This is a genomic window from Thiomicrorhabdus hydrogeniphila (genome assembly GCF_054656895.1).
In genome coordinates, this window is sequence record NZ_BAAHXL010000001.1 from 163,443 (window position 1) to 183,276 (window position 19,834).

The following is a 19,834-nucleotide window of genomic DNA, read 5'->3' on the forward strand; positions in this document are numbered from 1 at the left end:
TTTGATAAATACCTTAATAAAAACAATTAGTTAAGATGGGTAAAAGATTCGCTTGGCAAGCCAGAATAATGTGTTTAACAGATCAGTTAAAAGCAAAAGAGAGTTTGTGAATATCTTAATGATAAGGCAATTACTGAAAAAAGTAATTTTTTGAGTATAAAAAACACGAAAAAATAGAATGAAATGAGGTTAATTTAACTTAAAATAAATAGTTTGATTTAATGGTTGAGAAACGTATTTACCTTTTTGTTTGGCTGGCCTAAAGTGCCACTGTTTAATAGCATTAATAGCCGCTTCATTAAAGATTTTAGAAGGCCTGTCTTCAACAACTTTTACATTTTTGACCTTTCCATACTTATCAACAATAAACTCTAGCTTAACAAAGCCTTCTATTCCTCTTCTTTGAGCCCTACGAGGGTATTCTGGCTCTATTTTATTAATTAATTGTACTTGTTGATCACTATTGGACTTGTGAATAGGTGTTTTGGGAAAGTCAGCACTTTGTTTATTCTTGGCTTCAAGACTCGAACTTTGCGTGATTGATTTAATATCTTCAGATGGTATGGGTTTAGATACAGGTTTAGATACAGGTTTAGATACAGGTTTAGTTACAGGTTTAGTTACTGGTTTAGTTACTGGTTTAGTTACTGGTTTAGTTACTGGTTTAGTTACTGGTTTAGTTACTGGTTTGGATACAGGCTTAGTTACAGGGTTAGTTAGTGAGGAAGTTTGAAGGCCTTTATTTGTGTTTTTAGCCATATTTTGAGTGGGTACAGCCAAAGAAATATATTCTCTTTTTAAAGCGCTATTTGGCTGTAGTTTTTCACTTTCTGAAAACAATAAGATAACTGGAATTGCTAAAATTAAATTAATCAGAATCGCAAAAACCCACAGAAAAAGTCGTTTCATTAAGCTCCTCTTTGTACAGCGACTTTTATATTGTTAATTTCAGCCTCATTACATTTATCTAAAAACTGAATGAGATACTGTGTTTGGCTGAGTTTATCCGCAGCAATTAATATTTGACGGTCTTTTATTAAACTTAACTGAGCAATTACTTCGTTAAGTGATTGCATTTTATTAGCGAGTTTTAAATCACCATTAGCAGTAATTTCGACCACTAATGGGTCTTTAGCGACAACTTCATTATGGCTACCTGAAGGTAGATTTACGTTAATATCTGATATTTTGACAAAGCTAGCAGCAACCAGTACAAAAATTAATAAGATAAAAACCATATCAATCATAGGTGTCATATCTGGACTAATATGTGAATAATCCATGCTTGTTTTACGTCTAATCATAATGGTGCCTCTAGATGTTTTTTGTGAATGACAATATTTAATATTTTGAATAACAACATACCAATAACAGATAAAAATACACCTGTAAAAGTTGTTGCCATAGCTCCGGTAACAATATCGGAAAACGCGTGGATATTAACGGTTCCGGTATTTCCCATGCTTTTAAAACCTGCGGTAAGCATCATGACAGTGCCTGCAAGCCCAACCATAGGCATAGAAACAATTAACGCTTTCATTAGAGATAAAGATTTATGTAATTGATAGATCACCATGCTTTGATGTGTTTGATTAAACCAAAAATGTAACCACGGCTTATTTAAGGTTAATTTATAATTGGGTTGTCGACTACATTTCAAGTTAATAATGAGAATAAGCTGATTGAGAAAAAGTCCCCAAAGAGCAACAGATATAATAAATAACACTAATAAATAGTGATTAATATGAATCAAGTGTTCAGCTTCTTGCCAAAAGTTCATCCATTAATCCTTTTTCAGTCACCACAATGATGTGATTTATTTTTTGTCTAATCATGGCGTGTAAGATGACTAATGGCACGGCAATAATAAGCCCCAATTCCGTGGTATAAAGTGCTTTGGCAATTCCACCTGACATAATGGCTAAATTAGAATTTCCTGCCGCATTCATGGCTTGAAAAGTTTCAATCATTCCTGACACTGTACCAAGTAAACCCATCATGGGGGCGATTCCAGCAATCATGGCAATTGTGCCTAACCCAAGACCTAATTTAGCTTTTAAGGCTTCAATTTTAGCGTCATGGCTAAAGGCATAAGTTTCTAAAGATTGTTCAGCCGTGCCAGCAAGATCTATTTTTATTTGCTGTAACTCGCTAGCACTATTAAAAAACTGCACTTTAAGCCAACGCCAACACGCATACAAAAAAGTAATAGAACCAAGAGCAATCATAGAAATTTCAAGCCAACCGAAAGTGAGAGTAAGGTTCATATTGGTTTCCTATAAATCCGCAATGAGAAATGGCCATGACGTTTGTTGGTCATCTATTTTTCTAAATGGCATGTCATAAGCTTGTTCAAGCATTTCGGGTGTTAATACGGATTTCATTTTGTCACAAATCACCATTTTGGCGTCTTTCATAATTAGCACATGGTCTGAATATTGCGCGGTAAGTTGAATATCGTGCAGTACATTAATAATCGTTAAGCCTTGTTTCTGAAAGGTCTTTAAAAGTTTAAAAACTTGATGTTGATGTGCAGGATCAAGATTAGCTACTGCTTCATCTAAAAACAGTAATTTACCTTCTAATGATTCATGTAAAGCTGACTCGCAGAGTTGCACTAGAACTCTTGCAAATTGAACACGTTGTTTTTCACCCCCTGATAATGAGGTGTAATCTCTATCCCAGTAATGCTCTAAATCAACCGTTTTAAGAGCTTGTTTAGCAATGCTTCTGTCAAGAGCAGATTCTGCAAGTCCATTAACGTAAGGGCTACGACCCATTAAAACGACTTCAGACACAGTAAAAGAAAAATTTAAAGAGACGTTTTGTGGCAAAACGGCACGTTTTTTTGCGAGCTTTTTTCCGTTCCAGTTTTCAAGTAAACAGCCATCTATTTCAATATGACCTGTGCCTTTATTATCACCACAAAGTAAAGATAAAAGTGTTGATTTACCAGCTCCATTGGGGCCAATAATGCTAAATAAAGAGCCTGTTGGTACTTCAAAGCTCACATCGGTAATTAACTGAGTGTCTGTGAACCCAAAGTTTAAGTTTTGTGCTTTAAGAATGCTCAAAATGAATGCCTCCCCATACGGTTCATTAATAACCATAAAAAGAATGGTCCACCAATAATGGCCATAATAATGCCGATTGGTAATTCTGAAGGTGACACAAAAGTACGAGCTAATAAGTCTGCAGAAAGCATAAAGGCCGCCCCTAATAACATCGAGCCTGGTAATACAATTCTATGGTCGGGGCCTGCAAGTAAGCGAACCAGATGTGGAACCACTAAACCAACAAAACCGATAATGCCTGCTGAAGCGACTGCAGCACCAACTAAAAGTGCGGAAAGCAAAATAACTTGTTTTTTGGTTTTGTCCGGATCAAACCCAAGGTGTCGAGAAGTGCTTTCACCAATTAGAAACGCATTTAAAGAACGGGCATGCATAGGCAATAAAACCATAGCGATAACAACCAAGGGCAAAATACTAATAATAGATTCCCAAGTGGCACTGCCTAAACTCCCCATTGTCCAAAAGGTGAGGGTGCGTAATTGGTCGTCATCCGCTAAATAGGTAAAAACGCCTGTGCCAGCGCCAGCTATTGCCCCTATGGCAATACCAGCAAGCAGCATGGTTGGTATGGAGGTTTTACCGTTTCGTGTTGAGAGCTTATAAACCAATAACGTGGTGATTACACCGCCAATAAATGCCGAGATAGGTAAGGTAAAAATTCCAAGAAAACTTCCTGAAAAAACAATAACGGCAACGGCAGCAAAGGCGGCACCAGAAGATACGCCAATTAAACCTGGGTCTGCCAGAGGATTACGAAACAAACCTTGCATTGCTGCTCCTGCAACAGCTAAAGAAATACCAACTAAAATACCTAAGACCACTCTGGGCATGCGAATATTCCAAAAAACAGTCTCTTCTATATTGGTGTAGTAGTTAGATAAATCATTACCAAATAAAGAAGTAATTGGTGAAATTAAAATAGCCACAATACTTAATGGACTAATTGAAAAAGCACCGACCATAAGTGATAGAACAACCACAATAAATAACAATGCGGCAAAAGCACTTAATAAACTACTGTATTTTAGGCTTAAGACATTAGTCATAAACCTGCTCCGCTAAGTCTTTTAATGCTAAACCTATGCGAGGACCATAACCTAATAAATAGCTACCATTCATAGTGATAACTTTATGGTTTTTTACAGCAGGCGTTAGTTTAAGAACAGGGTGTTCTTTTAATTGTGCCAGAATTTTGTTTTTACCGTTGTCTCCGTGACGTGACATCATAATAATGATATCAGGCATAACTTCAGCAATTTGTTCGGGCGTTAAGGGTTTATAGCTATTAAATTGAGTCATAGGATTAACACCACCAACCAATTTAATTATGCCATCTGCTTGTGTATTTTTACCTGAAACAAGTAAGTTTCCAGATTGCTGACTAAGAATAAAAAGGATTTTAGGCTGTTTATTTTTAGCATGATTAATAATCTGTTTAGCTTGTTTAACATCAGCATAAATCTCTTTGATTAAATCTTGCCCTTGTTGTTCAGCGTTTAAATAGTTAGAAACTGCTTTAACTTTAGCGACAACTCCTTCTACATTAAATTCAGTAGGCAAAGTTTGAATATTAACGCCAGCACTTTCTAATTGTTTAATAACACGCTCAGGTCCAGCTTCTTTGGTTATAAACATTACACTCGGGTTGAGTGAAAGAACTCCTTCTGCAGAAAGCGCACGCATATAACCTACTTTAGCTGTTTGAGTAGCGGTTTCTGGAAAATTACTGGTTGTATCGGTTCCAACCAATAGATTTTGCTTACCGAGTTTATAGATAATTTCAGTAACGCTTCCGCCTACAGAAACAATTCTTTCTTGTGCGGTGGCGCCAAATGTTATAGTCGCTAACAGTAAGCCTATAATGAATTTCATTAGTCATCCTTAGTCAATTGAAATAGAGTCAAAATCTCTTATTTTTTTGTTTTGGCTTTAGGAAGCTGTTCTAACAACAATCGCCATTCATCAGATTCTTTTCCTTCACGCGTGCCAGTAGGAGCAAATTGCAAAGAAACTTTGCCGTTCACATCGTAAATTTCTAAAGACGTTACTATGCCAAAACGAGTTGGTTTTTTGACCACCCATGCGTCGTTAATTGTGCTGGTTAAAACGTGTAAATTAAAATTTGGATCTAAGACATTCATCCAAGAGCCCATCTCTTTTGTATTTTGAAACTCGCCAGAGTAGATTTGAGTAACTCCTTTATTACCAACAAAAACAAAGCACGCCATTTTTTGTTCTGAAACTTGTTGCATAAAGGTATTAACAGATTGTGGTTTAATTTGATAAGAGTAAGGTTCTCCAATAATTGAAACAGCCTCGTGACGGCTAATTCCAAATCGTTTTATAATTCTTGATAGATCATGAACGTCACGCATTTGTTCCCATGCTTTTTTAAAGCGCGGTAAATCAATATCTACAAAACTTTGGTTATATTTTTCGACTTTAACTAAATTGAAATTAGCTAACTGCATATCAGCTTTAAAGCTGTTAACTATGTCATCCCATAGTTGGTTATGATCTTGGTTTTTTAGATAGATTTTTTGTAGTGCATGACCACTTTTATCAAAAAACTGGATGCTTTTTAAGGTTTGTTTACCTTGTGGTGTTTGTACTGCAAAAGCGTAGCAATATTCGTTAAAATGAATACGCAAGTCAATGGCATCCATTGCTACGCCTACTTGTGGGTTACGGTTAAATCTTAGAGCTGGATAAGTACCTGACAATTCATGTACAGCGATATCATTACGCACTAAAGTCATAATTTTGCCAACTTGAGTCAGTCTTTGCATTAATGCTTTAAAGTCACCATGCAAAAGCAAGGTGTGGTCAGAAGGCATATTAATAGTCAGTAGTTCCATTTCAGACACGTTTAATATTTCGGCCGCATCTCGAATACGGGTTCTTGGATTATCTTCAATTAGTTGTTCCCAAGACTGTTTTAATTTACTGTTATGCTGCGCCATTTTCTTTTACCTCCGAGTTACGATTGCTATGGCCTTTTTTAAGGTGTTCTACTTCACATAGCTTTGGACCAGTTAATTTAAATGCCAAACCAAAACCTTTGGTTAATCCGCCCTCATAAGGCACTAATTTAATTAAGTGAAAGTCAGATTTCCCTGCTAATTCCAAATTGATAAAATCACCAAATTTTTCTTCAAACATCGTTTTTAATGTTGGTGTTTTAGCCTCTTCAGGAGTGAGTAATTGTGCTTTAGCCTGCATAGTTGCACGGCGTCGTGCAAAGATATGTTTAGCATCTTGTTCATCTTCAATAAACAATAAACTCCCTTTTCCGTTAGAGATTAAATTGCGAGTACGTTCAACAATTTCACTGATAAAGACATAAACATTAAAAGATTCATCTACTACAAATGGGGCATAGCTAACATCAGGAATACCTTGGTCATTTACGGTTGCTAGCATAAGGCTTTGTTTACTTGTGACGTATTTAAGGAATTCATGGCCGATTCTTTGATTTTGGCTTTCTTCATATTTGTCGCTCATGTTTACTCCGTTTTTAAAGTTAATTAAACAAGGTTGCATAGAGCAACCTTGTACTTAAATTAAAATGAACCAGAAAGAGTTAATTTATATTCTCTTCCAGGCAGTTCTGTAATGTAGTTATCGTTTACATCATCATTTAAAACATCAAAAACATTGTTTATCGCAAACTGAACATTGATGGCTTTGGTAAAACGTTTATTTATGGCAAAGTCATTAATGGTGTAGCCTGAAACGTCATTTAAACCATCTTTAGATTCACCAGTATAATTAACGGACCAGTTAGTAGAAATATCCCAAGGCATATCGTAGGTTAATTTCGCTTTAATGGTTTGGTCTGGACGAAACGATAATTGACCACCATTTCCATTATCGGTTTCCATTCGGTTATAACTTGCGTCAAGGTAAAGATTGGACGTTAAGTCCGCTGAAACAATCAATTCGGCACCTGTAATAGTGGCTTCATCCACATTTGCATATTTATAAAGTGTGCCGCCTGTTGGGGCATAAGTCGTTCCAGTGTCTTGCATTTCAATTAAATCGTTTGCTTGAGTGCGATATACCGAAGCCGACCAAGAAGTGGTGCCTAGTAAGCCTGACAGACCAACTTCAAAGCTTTGGCTTGTTTCGGGTTTTAGATCAGAGTTACCTTGCATTGCTGTGGCACCAGGGTAACCATGGGTATAAACATAGTTATCATCCGCTTCTTTAATATTGGGTGCGTTATAGGCTTGGGAGTACTGAAATTTTAGATCCATGTTTTCCGTTATGGGCATGACATAACCTAATTCTGGACTCGTTTCAGAGCCAAATTGATCATTGTCGTCTAAGCGTACTCCTGCGGTTATGGTGCCTGAGCCAAGCTTAAACTTGTCTTGAACAAATGCAGAATTTTGCGCTGTGCCTGTTGCTTTGTAATCGGTAGAAGCAGGATTGGTGTAATCTTTTGTGTAATCTACTGTATGGCGTTCGATCCCCCAGGTCACAAAGTGATTTTCAATGGGAGAGCCCATAAATTCAGCACGTAAAATAGTATCGTCAATATGGTGAGTGTAATAAGGAGAATATCCAAAACCACTATAACCCGCATCTGATTCAACTTGATATGCTTTAAAGCTACTGTCCCAGCTGCCTAGTTTTGTTTTAAGCTCAACGCTTTTTTGTAAACGTTCAATATCGTAATAAAGGTCGTTACCAACTATGCGTTCTTCATGACCACCACTTATTCCTAATAAAATTTCTGTTGATGGCGTAAATTTATAAGCTAAGTTAAATTGTGCGGTTTTATTTTTATCACCTTCAAACTTGGTGATACTGTTTTCAAAAGATTCGGCAGTTTCACTGGCAGCCACATTTCCGCCGATATAAAGTTTATCGTTAACCTGCAAACCTGAATTTAAAGAGATTCGATTTTTTTCACCGCCATCTCTATTCGGCAGAGTAGAGGTTGAAGCAGAGTAGCGTACAAAACTTTTTTTGTTTGCACTTTTGGTAATGATATTAATAACGCCACCCATGGCTTCAGAACCATAAAGTACCGAGCCAGCACCTTTAATAACTTCGACTCGCTCAATAGAGCCCACATCGACCCAACTACTTTGGTAGTTTGAGTGACCAATAAAACCATCACTCGAGTTAATACGTTCGCCATCTATTAGAATTAAAACATGTTCGCTGTCCATTCCTCTTAGGCCAATATTTTCACGACCATAGGTTGAAGCGCTGTTTATGGTGTAAGAAAACCCCGGAACATTTTTGAGTACGTCTTGTAGGTTGGTTGCACCCGTTTGAGCAATCTCTTCTGCTGTAATAACCGTAGTAGAGGCCGCCATTTCTTTTGAGGTTGAGTTTGATTTGGCCGTTACAAAAAGGTCATCTAAGGATTTGGTTTGGGCTTGGGCAACATTGGTGATATTTAGCGCCATTCCTGTAATAACGCTTATTATTAGTTTGTTATTCATTTTTATTTCCAATCAATACGTTAATTCGCTTTAAATGTTTATTAGGCTTAATTAAGTTTGAGTAGTTATTTAAAAATGTGCTCTTTTCACATATCTGAATTGGCAATTTTAGGAGATGCCTATATTTTTTATAAATGTAAACCATTCTCATATAGAAGTAAAGAGGGAAATGAGAATAATTATTAATTCGTTTGTGATAATGGCTAAATTTAGACGAGATTGGTGTTATATGAAGAGTTATAAAATAATAGAAGACGGTTTTAGTTTAGAAAGGGAATAAGGCTTTAAGTAGCTTGGTGATAACGAATAGAATTTACTTGATGGTATGATGAAAATTAAAGCTTGATTTCAATCGATAATTGAAATCAAGCGGCGCTAGTTTGCGCGTCAAGCAAAAGCTTGATGGTTTTAACCAAACATCCAGCTTGTAGGTTCAGGCATTGCTTCTTGTTTACCAAGGTATTTTAGCCCTTTGACACAGCGAACAATTAACCAAACTACATAGAAAAGTAAAACCAACCAACCGATAAGAACCATGGTGAGTAGTGCTCCTACAATTACATAAAGTAGCCCTATCCAAAAGGTACGAATTTGAAATTGGTAATGTGATTTTAAGAAGTCTGCGGCATCGCCTTTGTTTATATACGCCATAATGACACCAACTAAACCGGCAAATGGCAAAACAAAATTCACTAAATACAATATGTAAATAGCCATTGGAATTGTAGTACTAACGGGAGCTTTTGGTGATTCTGGTGGAACCACTGGAGTTTCTTCTGACATAAATATCCTTTTCTGATTATTACTATTTTAGGTTGAACATAGTAATTTTACCAAAAATAAAATAATAACCTTAAAAGAATACTGTTATTTTATGAATTAATGGATTGGTTAAAGTTAAGTGGAATTTACCAGGCCTGGTAAATTGTGTTTGGCCTATATTTACATGAATATTGTGTGTAAGAATTTATTTGAAAACAAATGATTATTGGTAAAGTTTTAAACAGCTTGAATTTGGCCATTTTCAATTGACCAGGCCTGGTAATTTTGAGAATTAAGAATAGGGATCAGGTCTTTTGAGGTCGTTGTAATAATGTGCTGTATATTTAAAATTTGCAGCAGTTCTAGTAGCTTGGTTCGGTGTATTTCATCGAGTTCGGCAGGTAAATCATCAATTAGCATAATAACGGGTTCATTGACTACTTTTTCATGCAGACTAGCTTGCGCTAATAACAGAGCGCAAACAAATAACTTTTGTTGCCCACGAGATAGAATATTCATGGCTTCTTGGTTATTAAATTTAAAGCGAATATCGGCACGGTGTGCGCCATATTGGGTATGACCTACTTGTTGGTCTTTGGCAAAGTTACTTTGATATAACGCTAATAAATCATCATTATTTTTAGGCCAGCCAGCACGATACTGGCAAACCACTTCAAATTCTATTTCTGGCATTAATGCTTGGCAAAAGGTCACTAAGTAAGGTGTTAAATCAGCAAGGTATTCTTGCCGAATAGCATCAATCTGTTGGGCATTTTCTACCAGTGTTTGGTCCCATAATTGCACTTGTTCTTTAGGTAAATGTTTTTTTAATGCATGGTTACGTTGTTTTAAACCACGTTGATAATTACGCCATAAAGGCATAAAAGCTTCAGATTGATGAAAGCAGCCCCAGTCCATAAATTGGCGACGCGCTTTAGGGCCTTCTTCTAACAGTTTGTGGCTTTCTGGTGTGAGCAATTGAATGGGTAAAAGTTTAGCAATAGGTCCATGTGATTTGACTGTTTCACCATCAATTCTTAGTAGGGTGTTGTCGGTTGTTTTTTGAATACCCATTTTGTGTTGTTTACTTAAATCATGGCTCGAAGTTGCTTCACAAAAAAGGGTGGCTGAAGCGTGTTCGTGTTGGATTAGGTGATGTGATTTTTGAGTACGAAAAGAGCGCCCTGTGGCCATTAACCAAATGGCTTCAATAATGGCGGTTTTACCGGCGGCATTGTTACCAATAATTAAATTTAGTCCTGAACTTAAATCAAGGTTAGCTGATTCACAATTACGAAAATTTTGAATAGAAATTTGTGTAAGTTGGGTCACTCTTTACCCCAATTATGGTGCTCTGGGTCATGCTTAAGGCTAACGGGTTCTTGATGAATCATGACATCAATATCGCTAAATTTTGCCTTTAAGCGCTGGGTGACGTTTTCAGCAATTTTATGGCTTTGCGATAGGGTGAGATGGTCATCTAATTCTAAATCAAATTGCACAAATTGATTGGGACCAGATTGATAAGTGCGTAAGTCATTCATACCCAGTACATTGGGGGTGCTTAGAGTGATGTTTTTAATTTCATCTCGCATTTCTTGGGGGAGTTCATGATCGAGTAATTGATTGCCGGCTTCGATAGAAATTTGAATTGCAGAATAAAAAATCCACGCGGCAATAGCAAACCCAAGTACAGGGTCAAGCCAATCGATGGTGCTAAACCATAAGGTAAGAATAATAAGAATATTGGCCATAACATCAGATAAATAATGCAAAGAATCTGATTTAATAACGGTTGATTGGGTTCTACGAATGACATAACGTTGAAAAATAACTAACGCTAAGGTAAAAATCAGTGAGAGAACCATAATAACCAAACCTAAGTCAGGAGAAGAGATGGGTTTGGGGTCAGTAATTCGATCAATAGAATAAATAATGAGATAAACCGCAGAACCTGCAATAAAAACGCTTTGCGCCAAAGAGGCTAGTGGTTCTGCATTACCGTGCCCAAATCGATGTTCTTTATCAGCCGGCGTTTGGGCAATTTGCACCGCAATTAAAATCATAATAGAAGCCGCAATATCTATGGCTGAATCCAGTAATGAAGCCAAAATACTCACAGATTCAGTTTGCCACCAAGCATAACTTTTAAGCAGCAAAAGTAAGGCTGCAACTAAAACCGTAATGTAAGTGGTAATCCTAACAAGGCGAGCTTTTTTCATAAAAAATCTGCGTAAGGTTTGGCAAAACTAAAGTCTAATACTATTTGAATACAATTTGTATTAAAAAGAAAAAAGAGATGTTTGATAAGGCGAGTGGTTAGTACAAAATTAAATATAAATAGTTTGGAGTTAGTTTGTTGATAAGGCTGGCCAGTTCAAGGCAGAAATAAGGGAGTGTACAATTTGTACATGACCGTTTTCTAACGCAGAAATGGACGCCTTATCAGCAAAATAACCCAATACTAAAGGCGCATTGGCATGATTACGTGCTGACAAAAACATGTGTCAGTGGTTGTTTCTATTAAACAACTGCTATTAGCATCTTTCATTAATAAGGTGACACAATCTTCATGCATTGAGTTTAGTACATCTAAAATGTAGTTTACGTTAAAGCCAACTTCCATATCTGAACCACTATAGTCAATCGCCATATCTTCATGCGATTCATCTTGTTCGCTGTTAGAAGCATTTACCGCTAGCAAGTTATTGCTTAACACCAAACGAATCCCTTTAAATTTATCGTTAGACAGAATTGAAGCACGTTGTAATAAACTGCGTAATAACTCGCGATCAGTTTGTACAGGTTGGTCATTATGTTGCGGAATTACTCGGCGGAAGTCAGGAAAACGTCCATCAACTAACTTACAGGTAAATACAGTTTCTTCAAATTGAACGGTTAAATAGTTTTTAGCAATTGCAAATTCGATTAACGCATCGTCATCACCAATTAGCTTAGAAAGTTCTAAAACACCTTTTCTTGGCAAAATGGCTTGAACAGGCGTTAAACCATCAATGGCCAATTCTGTTGAACAAGTCGATAAACGGTGTCCGTCAGTAGCAACGACACGCAATGATTGGTTACTAATATCAAATAACATACCGTTTAAATAAAAACGTACATCTTGGCTTGCCATAGCAAAACTAGAATGTTGAATTAACTGCTTTAACTGGTGCTGAGACAAAGAGAAAGACATATCTGATTGTGTTAAGTCGATGGTTGGAAAGTCTTCGGCAGGTAAAGTAGAAAGTTTAAAACGTGAACGACCAGCAGATAAATTACAGCGTGATTCATCAAAATCTAAAACAATGGTTAGGCCATCAGGCAAAGATCGCACAATGTTAATGAGTTTCATGGCTGGAAGCGTAATAGAAAATTGGCTGGCTTCAGAAGATTCTAGTTCAGTTTGAGCGCGGGTTTCAATCTCTAAATCTGATGCGGTTACGGTTAAGGTGTTTTCTGAAACTTGAAATAAAACATTGCCTAAAATAGGCATGGTTTGACGTTTTTCAACGACACCGCCTACGGTTTGCAAAACTTTTAAAAGATTTTCACGAGTTAAAGTGATTTTCATGCCAAGTGCCTTTTGAGTCCTAGTTAGTAATGATACGAATTAAACTGTTAAAGTCATCATCAATATGATGATCTGTTTCACGCAATTCTTTCACTTTACGAACCGCATGTAATACTGTTGTGTGATCTCTGCCACCAAACGCATCGCCAATTTCTGGCAAACTGTGATTAGTAAGCTCTTTTGCAATGCCCATAGCGATTTGTCTTGGACGAGCTACATTACGAGAGCGACGTTTTGATAAAATATCAGCGACTCTAATTTTATAATAATCAGCGACCGTTTTTTGAATGTTATCAAGCGTAACCATTTTTTGCTGTAATGCCAACAAATCTTTTAAGGCTTCTTTAACAACATCAACGGTTAAGGCTTGTTGAGTAAACTGAGCATAAGCCCCAACACGCTTTAAAGCGCCTTCTAAATCACGTACATTACCACGTAAACGTTTAGCAATAAAAAAGGCGACTTCATCAGGTAAAGCCACACCAAATTCAGAGGCTTTTTTTAATAAAATCGCTACACGCATCTCAAATTCAGGTGGTTCAACGGCAATGGTTAAGCCCCAGCCAAAACGAGATTTAAGGCGATCTTCTAAACCGTCTACTTCTTTTGGAAAGCGGTCACTGGTTAAGATAACCTGTTTATTGCCTTCTAGAAGGGTGTTAAATGTATGAAAAAACTCTTCTTGGGATTGTTCTTTATTAGCAAAGAATTGAATGTCATCAATCAGTAAAGCATCTAAAGAACGGTAAAAACGTTTGAATTCATCAATTTTGTTATGACGTAGTGCATTAACCATATCGGCAACAAAACGTTCAGAATGTAAGTAAACCACACGAGCATTTGGCTTATCTTTCATTAATTGATTACCAATAGCATGCATTAAGTGAGTTTTACCTAAACCTACACCACCATAAATAAAGAAAGGGTTGTAACTTCCACCTGGGTTTTCGGCAACTTGACGTGCCGCCGCTGCGGCAAGCTGGTTAGCTTTACCTTCAACAAACGTTTCAAAAGTAAAACTGGTATTTAAGTTGTGCTTAATGCCGGTTTTATTGGTCGTTGATTTGGCCTTATCTTGCTCAGGTTTGTTGTCTGCTTTGGTTTTGTTTTGTAAAGGTTGCGGAACGGTTGGCTCAGGTTCTTCAAGTGATTCTAGGGCGTAATCACCAATTTCTAATCTCACATCTGGTGTATTAGTTGGTGCTGCAATCGCCACCGCTTGACGAATATTTTCCATTAGCTTTTTATTAACCCAATCCAAAATAAAGGTAGAAGGTGCTAATAGACGAATAACAGACTCTTCTTCAATCGCTTGTAATGGTCTAATCCAAGTATGAAATTGCTGGTCGTTTAGGTCGTTTTCTAAGTGTTTAAGACTTTGGGTCCAAAGTGATGGCAAGATTGTATCCTCAAAAGTATCCAATGAAAATCAAATAAAGAACACGCTTTCTTTGATTTTCAAAACACCGATTTTTACCTTAAAACGACTCTGTTTGGTGGGTAAACGCGGTTAAATTAGGTTATTGTTTTATTTGTTTTTGGCTATTTTTTAACAGGAGAAAGCTTGGGATTTACTGTTATATAAGAATTTATATAATTTTTTAGTAAAGCTCAGTTTTCTATGAGTAAATGATTTGTTTTTATATTTTTTACTCAAAACAGCAAGGAGATAACGGCAAAACTTAGTAATAAAAATGTCACTTTATTACAACAAGTTGTGCGAACTTATCCGTAATCTTTATTATGAAAACAAGTATACCTGTGAATAACTTTAAAACAAGGTTTTTTTCTGTGGATAACTCTGGGTATAACCCATGTGGATAACTGTAGATACTCTATAGATAACTTGCTGTTATATATGGCTTTTCTGCGGTTATGCACTTTGTGTAAAAAATAACATTTTTATGGCTAAAATTATTAAGAAAATACCAAACATACGCTTAAGAAGCGTAACAGGCAGTTGGTGGGATAGTTTGGCGCCAAATGGCGCTGTGAAGTAGCTTGCGAGAACAATTCCAAAAAAAGCTGGCCAATATATATAGCCTGTTGCATAGGTTGGTAAATTGGTTGCATCTAGCCCTGCTATGTAAAAGCCAATGGTTCCTGCAATGGCTACAGGCAGACTAACTGCTGTAGCGGTGGCAATGGCTTGGTGCATTGATATATTATTCCAGGTTAAGTAAGGTGTCGTTAAGGTTCCGCCGCCAATACCAATTAATGAAGAAAAGGTACCAATTGCCGTACCAGCTATGGTGTTTCCTACCATGCCTGGTAATTGTCTACTTGGGCTTGGTTTTAAGGCTAATAACATATTTATGGCAATCAACACCTCTAATATTCCAAAGACCTTACCTAAAATATCAGAGCTGACAAATTGAGAACTCCATCCACCTAAAAATGCACCAAACAATGTTCCTACTGCTAAGAGCTTGACCGCATCCCATCTAACTGCACCGTGGCCATGATGTGCTCTTACGGAAGAAAAAGAGGTAACAACAATCGTGGCTAAAGAGGTTCCTATTGCCAAATGTACAACTTCAGGAATATCTAAAAAGTAAATGAATGCCGTGCTTAATACAGGGACAATCAATAGACCACCACCAATACCTAATAAACCTGCCGCAAAACCAACAATCGCTCCTGTGACTAAATAAGTGGTTATTTCAATGATTATATTGGCATCAAGCATGGTTAAGTGACCTTAAATTAAAAGGGGGGTTAAAAACGAAAATTAAAATTTACCAGGCCTGGTAGCCTGTACTTTTCTATTTTAAGGGAATAAAACGAAATGAATTTTGAGTAATCATGAAGTTTGAATACACTGTGTAAATAGATTGATAAGAGATTGTAATGGATTAAATGGAATATTTTGCAGAGTTTGGCTACTTAGGGATGTTTATTGTTGCCTTTTTAGCGGCAACCATTTTACCTGTGGGTTCTGAAATTGTGTTGGTGGCGCTGGCCACCAATGGCTATGTTTTACCAATACTTGTGCTTATAGCAACTTTAGGTAATGTATTAGGCTCTTTGGTGAATTACGCAATAGGTTTTTATGGTGGTGATTGGTTAACAACTAAAGTTTTAAAAATTTCGCCATTGGAGATGCAAAAGGCAAAGCAGAGATATGACCGCTGGGGTAAATGGAGTTTACTTTTTGCTTGGGTACCTATTATTGGTGATCCTTTAACTGTGATTGCAGGTCTGTTAAAAGTTTCGCTTGGTTGGTTTCTGCTCTTGGTGACAATAGGTAAGCTTGGTCGTTATATGGTATTGGCTTATGGTGTGAGTAAGCTGATGCACTAAACCGAGGTACTAAACGGATGTAATAAACATGAATGTAGTGACTATTTTCCAACAAATGCTTAAATTTATTTAGGTTTTTGTTTTCTTGTTTCTTATAACGTTTCTGCGCCAATCATAAATCGGCTCAAGAAACTTTTTTGGTTTTGGGTGAGCTGTGGGTTTTCTATTAGTTTGTATTTGGCAATAGCTAATTTAATGATTTCTTGTAGTTCAGCTTGCTTTTCAGGTGTTAGATTGGGGTAATTTTTTGGCAGAGCGCTCAATGCATCAAGAAATGCTTGAACGTTTTCAGCGGGCAGTTTGGTTTGTGACATAATCTCCATGCAACTGACTAAACAGGCTTGGGTGGCTTTGTTATTGAGAGGATAACGCACACTGTGCAAAATAAAGAGTTGGTTTAGAGCATTAAAAGCCGCTTCTTTGTTGCCTTGTAACATTGTTTGGTGAAAAGATATTGCTTCCATCATAATGCGTGCGTAATAGTGATTTTTAATGGCTTCTGTTTCTATTAAGCTGTTTTTGTTTTGTGTCGTTTGCAAAAACCAAACAAACACCTCATTCGAAAAACAAGCGTTCATACTATAAATTAAAGCACCAAATTTATAACCTAAGTGGTCAACAAAGGCTTGCAAATCCGTTTGGCTAGCTTCTATATCACTTTTAAGTTCTTGCAGAATTTGTGTAAATAAACCTTCAATATGATCCACTCGGTGCAGACTTGCTTGATTAAGTTTGTTTTCAATATCGTATTCGTAGCGTTCGTGATCTTGTATGTAATTGCTAGCTTCAAACTCGTCAATTTGACGCAAAATGAGTTGCGCTTGATGGTTGCCTGCTCGCAGATAGCGTAACAGTAATTCAAGTAAAGGCGTTTCATCAATTGTTTGAGGATTTATCGCTTTTACAAGTGCCTCAAAATGCGCCTCAATATTTAAGTCAAATTGTTTATTCATGGCCTGGTAGTACTGTTTGCGAGAATCTTCAGTAAGTAAAGCTAAAAACTCCGCTAAATAGTTTTCTGGAATCGTTTTTATAAACTCATAGAGAACATAACGGTATTCACCAAGTAAAACGCTTAAAAATTGTTGGCTTATTATCCCCTTTGAGTGAACTTGTAGACTGTCTGTAAATTGTTTCGTTACTTCATGGCTAGTTAAGCGATTTAAATCATCATTCTCATCCATTAAACCCATTTTCCAAAGATCTGATTTAATGCCTATTAAACTAGGTCCTGTGTCTGAGCCATCCACTTTTGTCCAAATAGTTTTGGTAAGTATTTTTAGCTTTTCTTCTCTTTCTTTTGAATAAGAAAAAGTGTCATGAGCATAACTCTTGGCAAAATCTGGCCAGTGATATTGATAGCCGCACCATTTACGACGAATATCATTATTTTCATCAGGTAGGTCACGAATCTTTTCTAAAACATTAAGCCAAGAATTTTGCTGAAACACATTGAGTTTAAAATCCGTGTTGTGAAAACGTTGCATAAAACGAATAAGCAAATCTTTAATTTCTTGCTCGTGATGTTCGCTTTTCTCAAGAAGAAGGCTCAATAGAAACAACTCAATATCACCTAGGGTCGTATTGAGGGTTTTTGGTACTTGATTGGCTAAAATGAGTGCTGATTTGAGCCATAAAATTTTAGTGGTTTCTTTTGTTTTTTCATCCTCTAAAACGGCTTTTAATAGATAAGCGGGTGAATTAAAAAAGGAGCGTTTATTGGGTGGAAAAGGTGGGTAGCGTTCTATAAACTGCATGAGTTCTGGAGCGTCATTTTTTAAGGTTTTAGAACGGTAAGACAGAGCGCCTAATAATGGCTTAATATATTCAGAAAAGTCTAAAGCAAAACGCTCTAATTGAGCTTTTTTATGTAGATTTTCTTCGTTATCAATCTTGGCAAGAAAGTCTTTTAATAAGTTAAGCATAGGGGCTCTTATTTCAGTATAAGGCAACCGTATAATGGTTTCGGTTATTTGCAATACCACCGCAATGGTTGAGCCTGCGTGAGTACCAAAAGGTTGAAACTGTGTTATGACTTTATTCCACGGAGTTAACCAATAAATCACGGCACTTAATCCTAAAAATAACAGTGCAATCCAACCCCAGCCTGTTGGAGAAAGAAGAATCAAAAACAAAGAACCAAACAAGGATATGGCAAACAATCTAAATTTATTTTGGCTTTTAGCGCGCTCAGAAACGCGGGCTATAAATACCGTTAAAAGCAAAATGACCAGGCCTGCTAAAATATGAAAAATAGAATAAACTTCCCATAGCGTACTGCTGCTTTTAAAGCCCAAAAAAACCGACATGCCTTGCACAACCAATAGATACCAAATAGCGACAGAAGGTAATAATGCTAATGTTGTTTTAAGCGTGCTAATAACGTGAACCCTAGACCAGAACCCCGCGCCTTGTAGGTCTGCACTGGCTTGAATTTGATTCAAAAAATGGTCTATAAGATTGATTGGTTTATAATTCAATGGCTGGTTTCCAACGTTTAATTAGGGGCAGTTTATTTGATAAACTGGTTACAAATTAATGACGATAAGGCTATTGTATTGATTTATGCTTGCAACTAGATTTGATGTTTATAGCCTTAAATTAAAGCATAAAAATACATTCATGATTTATACATATCAAAATAAAATTCAACGATGTAAATGTGTCATTTCGCAGCTATTTTTATCGTTTAAAGGTTTCAATATTTTAATGAGCCATTAAAAACGTCCTAAAAGATAATTGTTTAAACTATAAGCCGCTATAAAATATATAAAAGGCGTTTGAATCCATTTAAATTAGATAATTTTTTTAGATTAAAATTAACCTACCAGGCCTGGTAAATTAATTTTTGACTTTTAAACACAATAGGTTGTAGTTCTTTTTATAAAAGGCACAAGCTTGAGTCGTTTGTTTATAGTTATATTGATTTAGAGTGATATTTATTTTATAGAAATGTTGTTTTCTTGTTGATAACTCTATATAATTCCCGTTTTTCCGAATCCGGAATAGAATTTTAAGGAAAGTGACATGAAACGTACATTTCAACCAAGCGTAATCAAGCGCGCTCGTACTCACGGTTTCCGTGCTCGTATGGCGACTAAAAATGGTCGTAAAGTTATCGCGGCTCGTCGTGCAAAAGGACGTAAGCGCTTAACACCATAAGCGTTTGAGTGTCGGGAATCTTCCCATGCGCGCAAAAATCTTCTGGAGATAGTAATGAATTCTAATCAAGAGTTATCGACTCCTCCAGAGACCCCCTCTTTTAAACAAGCGAAAAATGACTTTCCAAAGTCTAATCGATTGTTATCTCCCAAGTCTTATTCTCATGTGTTTGCTCAAGCAGAACGCTTTGGTAATCGTAATTGGACATTTATTGTTCGCCCTAATGATGAACTTTATCCTCGTCTTGGATTAGCGATTGCAAAAAAGCAGTTACAGCGTGCCGTTTGGCGAAATAGAGTAAAAAGAATTGCCAGAGAGGCATTTCGTTCACATAAGAAAGAGTTAAGTGGGTATGATATTGTCGTTTTAGGTAAAAAAGGTATGCAAGAGATAGATAATGAGACTCTGCATAATAGTTTTTTACATCTAATTCGTAAAATTAAAAAAAGTAACTTAAAAAATCGCCCTTCAGAATAACTTAAATAGAGATTCTGACT

The 19,834-nt window shown here is 36.6% G+C and carries 20 protein-coding genes; 3 read left to right on the top strand and 17 right to left on the bottom strand.

All coding sequences use genetic code 11. The annotated features are described in order from the left end of the window. Nucleotides 1–189 precede the first annotated feature (189 nt). From ACYQ0E_RS00625 to ACYQ0E_RS00700, 16 genes are all read right to left on the bottom strand, one after another. Nucleotides 190–909, bottom strand: a complete 720-nt coding sequence (locus tag ACYQ0E_RS00625; RefSeq protein WP_460186334.1) for an energy transducer TonB — start codon at nt 907–909, stop codon at nt 190–192. Further along, complete coding sequence (locus ACYQ0E_RS00630) at nt 909–1,304, bottom strand: ExbD/TolR family protein (RefSeq protein ID WP_460186335.1); 396 nt, start codon at nt 1,302–1,304, stop codon at nt 909–911. Before ACYQ0E_RS00630 ends, ACYQ0E_RS00625 begins: the two co-directional genes overlap by 1 nt. Continuing rightward, nucleotides 1,301–1,780: a MotA/TolQ/ExbB proton channel family protein gene (locus tag ACYQ0E_RS00635; RefSeq protein WP_460186336.1), complete on the bottom strand. Its 480-nt coding sequence runs from the start codon at nt 1,778–1,780 to the stop codon at nt 1,301–1,303. The genes ACYQ0E_RS00630 and ACYQ0E_RS00635 overlap by 4 nt, the downstream gene beginning before the upstream one ends. After that, nucleotides 1,758–2,267 (bottom strand): MotA/TolQ/ExbB proton channel family protein, encoded by a 510-nt coding sequence (locus ACYQ0E_RS00640; protein WP_460186337.1) that lies wholly within the window; start codon nt 2,265–2,267, stop codon nt 1,758–1,760. The genes ACYQ0E_RS00635 and ACYQ0E_RS00640 overlap by 23 nt, the downstream gene beginning before the upstream one ends. Before the next feature lie 9 nt (nt 2,268–2,276). Next, nucleotides 2,277–3,074 (bottom strand): heme ABC transporter ATP-binding protein, encoded by a 798-nt coding sequence (locus tag ACYQ0E_RS00645; protein WP_460186338.1) that lies wholly within the window; start codon nt 3,072–3,074, stop codon nt 2,277–2,279. Beyond that, nucleotides 3,071–4,120, bottom strand: coding sequence for a FecCD family ABC transporter permease (locus ACYQ0E_RS00650; RefSeq protein ID WP_460186339.1), 1,050 nt, complete (start codon nt 4,118–4,120; stop codon nt 3,071–3,073). The genes ACYQ0E_RS00645 and ACYQ0E_RS00650 overlap by 4 nt, the downstream gene beginning before the upstream one ends. Continuing rightward, complete coding sequence (locus tag ACYQ0E_RS00655; RefSeq protein WP_460186340.1) at nt 4,113–4,946, bottom strand: heme/hemin ABC transporter substrate-binding protein; 834 nt, start codon at nt 4,944–4,946, stop codon at nt 4,113–4,115. Before ACYQ0E_RS00655 ends, ACYQ0E_RS00650 begins: the two co-directional genes overlap by 8 nt. Nucleotides 4,947–4,984: 38 nt before the next feature. Beyond that, nucleotides 4,985–6,037 (bottom strand): ChuX/HutX family heme-like substrate-binding protein, encoded by a 1,053-nt coding sequence (locus ACYQ0E_RS00660; RefSeq protein ID WP_460186341.1) that lies wholly within the window; start codon nt 6,035–6,037, stop codon nt 4,985–4,987. Then, nucleotides 6,024–6,578, bottom strand: a complete 555-nt coding sequence (locus ACYQ0E_RS00665; RefSeq protein ID WP_460186342.1) for a HugZ family pyridoxamine 5'-phosphate oxidase — start codon at nt 6,576–6,578, stop codon at nt 6,024–6,026. Before ACYQ0E_RS00665 ends, ACYQ0E_RS00660 begins: the two co-directional genes overlap by 14 nt. A gap of 59 nt (nt 6,579–6,637) precedes the next feature. Continuing rightward, nucleotides 6,638–8,536, bottom strand: a complete 1,899-nt coding sequence (locus ACYQ0E_RS00670; RefSeq protein WP_460186343.1) for a TonB-dependent receptor plug domain-containing protein — start codon at nt 8,534–8,536, stop codon at nt 6,638–6,640. Between the two features lie 408 nt (nt 8,537–8,944). Continuing rightward, entirely contained in the window at nt 8,945–9,319 is a 375-nt protein-coding gene (locus ACYQ0E_RS00675) for a DUF4870 family protein (protein WP_460186344.1), read from the bottom strand. Nucleotides 9,320–9,535: 216 nt separating this feature from the next. After that, the gene (recF, locus tag ACYQ0E_RS00680) at nt 9,536–10,630 is read right to left on the bottom strand and encodes a DNA replication/repair protein RecF (protein ID WP_460186345.1); all 1,095 of its coding nucleotides are present in this window, start codon (nt 10,628–10,630) and stop codon (nt 9,536–9,538) included. After that, a complete protein-coding gene (locus ACYQ0E_RS00685; protein ID WP_460186346.1) occupies nt 10,627–11,520 on the bottom strand; it encodes a cation diffusion facilitator family transporter in 894 nt (297 codons plus the stop codon). Before ACYQ0E_RS00685 ends, recF begins: the two co-directional genes overlap by 4 nt. Before the next feature lie 242 nt (nt 11,521–11,762). Next, on the bottom strand, nt 11,763–12,872 hold the full coding sequence (gene dnaN, locus ACYQ0E_RS00690; RefSeq protein WP_460186347.1) for a DNA polymerase III subunit beta: 1,110 nt from the start codon (nt 12,870–12,872) through the stop codon (nt 11,763–11,765). Between the two features lie 19 nt (nt 12,873–12,891). Next, the gene (gene dnaA, locus ACYQ0E_RS00695) at nt 12,892–14,271 is read right to left on the bottom strand and encodes a chromosomal replication initiator protein DnaA (protein ID WP_460186348.1); all 1,380 of its coding nucleotides are present in this window, start codon (nt 14,269–14,271) and stop codon (nt 12,892–12,894) included. A 474-nt stretch (nt 14,272–14,745) separates the two neighbouring features. Next, entirely contained in the window at nt 14,746–15,561 is an 816-nt protein-coding gene (locus ACYQ0E_RS00700; protein WP_460186349.1) for a sulfite exporter TauE/SafE family protein, read from the bottom strand. Between the two features lie 170 nt (nt 15,562–15,731). On the opposite strand from ACYQ0E_RS00700, the gene ACYQ0E_RS00705 reads away from it, so the two are divergent. Then, nucleotides 15,732–16,175, top strand: a complete 444-nt coding sequence (locus tag ACYQ0E_RS00705; RefSeq protein WP_460186350.1) for a YqaA family protein — start codon at nt 15,732–15,734, stop codon at nt 16,173–16,175. Between the two features lie 92 nt (nt 16,176–16,267). Here the strand turns inward: ACYQ0E_RS00705 and ACYQ0E_RS00710 are convergent, their stop codons facing one another. Then, nucleotides 16,268–18,619 (bottom strand): APC family permease, encoded by a 2,352-nt coding sequence (locus ACYQ0E_RS00710; protein WP_460186351.1) that lies wholly within the window; start codon nt 18,617–18,619, stop codon nt 16,268–16,270. Between the two features lie 583 nt (nt 18,620–19,202). On the opposite strand from ACYQ0E_RS00710, the gene rpmH reads away from it, so the two are divergent. Beyond that, nucleotides 19,203–19,337, top strand: coding sequence for a 50S ribosomal protein L34 (rpmH, locus tag ACYQ0E_RS00715; protein WP_040727210.1), 135 nt, complete (start codon nt 19,203–19,205; stop codon nt 19,335–19,337). A 54-nt stretch (nt 19,338–19,391) separates the two neighbouring features. After that, nucleotides 19,392–19,814 (top strand): ribonuclease P protein component, encoded by a 423-nt coding sequence (gene rnpA / locus ACYQ0E_RS00720; protein ID WP_460186352.1) that lies wholly within the window; start codon nt 19,392–19,394, stop codon nt 19,812–19,814. Nucleotides 19,815–19,834: the final 20 nt, after the last annotated feature.

What these genes read in the sequence shown, in the direction of transcription:
- ACYQ0E_RS00625 (WP_460186334.1), bottom strand. Translation starts at nt 909, where the DNA reads ATGAAACGACTTTTTCTGTGGGTTTTTGCGATTCTGATTAATTTAATT.
- ACYQ0E_RS00630 (WP_460186335.1), bottom strand. Translation starts at nt 1,304, where the DNA reads ATGATTAGACGTAAAACAAGCATGGATTATTCACATATTAGTCCAGAT.
- ACYQ0E_RS00635 (WP_460186336.1), bottom strand. Translation starts at nt 1,780, where the DNA reads ATGAACTTTTGGCAAGAAGCTGAACACTTGATTCATATTAATCACTAT.
- ACYQ0E_RS00640 (WP_460186337.1), bottom strand. Translation starts at nt 2,267, where the DNA reads ATGAACCTTACTCTCACTTTCGGTTGGCTTGAAATTTCTATGATTGCT.
- ACYQ0E_RS00650 (WP_460186339.1), bottom strand. Translation starts at nt 4,120, where the DNA reads ATGACTAATGTCTTAAGCCTAAAATACAGTAGTTTATTAAGTGCTTTT.
- ACYQ0E_RS00655 (WP_460186340.1), bottom strand. Translation starts at nt 4,946, where the DNA reads ATGAAATTCATTATAGGCTTACTGTTAGCGACTATAACATTTGGCGCC.
- ACYQ0E_RS00660 (WP_460186341.1), bottom strand. Translation starts at nt 6,037, where the DNA reads ATGGCGCAGCATAACAGTAAATTAAAACAGTCTTGGGAACAACTAATT.
- ACYQ0E_RS00665 (WP_460186342.1), bottom strand. Translation starts at nt 6,578, where the DNA reads ATGAGCGACAAATATGAAGAAAGCCAAAATCAAAGAATCGGCCATGAA.
- ACYQ0E_RS00670 (WP_460186343.1), bottom strand. Translation starts at nt 8,536, where the DNA reads ATGAATAACAAACTAATAATAAGCGTTATTACAGGAATGGCGCTAAAT.
- ACYQ0E_RS00675 (WP_460186344.1), bottom strand. Translation starts at nt 9,319, where the DNA reads ATGTCAGAAGAAACTCCAGTGGTTCCACCAGAATCACCAAAAGCTCCC.
- ACYQ0E_RS00685 (WP_460186346.1), bottom strand. Translation starts at nt 11,520, where the DNA reads ATGAAAAAAGCTCGCCTTGTTAGGATTACCACTTACATTACGGTTTTA.
- dnaN (WP_460186347.1), bottom strand. Translation starts at nt 12,872, where the DNA reads ATGAAAATCACTTTAACTCGTGAAAATCTTTTAAAAGTTTTGCAAACC.
- ACYQ0E_RS00700 (WP_460186349.1), bottom strand. Translation starts at nt 15,561, where the DNA reads ATGCTTGATGCCAATATAATCATTGAAATAACCACTTATTTAGTCACA.
- ACYQ0E_RS00705 (WP_460186350.1), top strand. Translation starts at nt 15,732, where the DNA reads ATGGAATATTTTGCAGAGTTTGGCTACTTAGGGATGTTTATTGTTGCC.
- rpmH (WP_040727210.1), top strand. Translation starts at nt 19,203, where the DNA reads ATGAAACGTACATTTCAACCAAGCGTAATCAAGCGCGCTCGTACTCAC.
- rnpA (WP_460186352.1), top strand. Translation starts at nt 19,392, where the DNA reads ATGAATTCTAATCAAGAGTTATCGACTCCTCCAGAGACCCCCTCTTTT.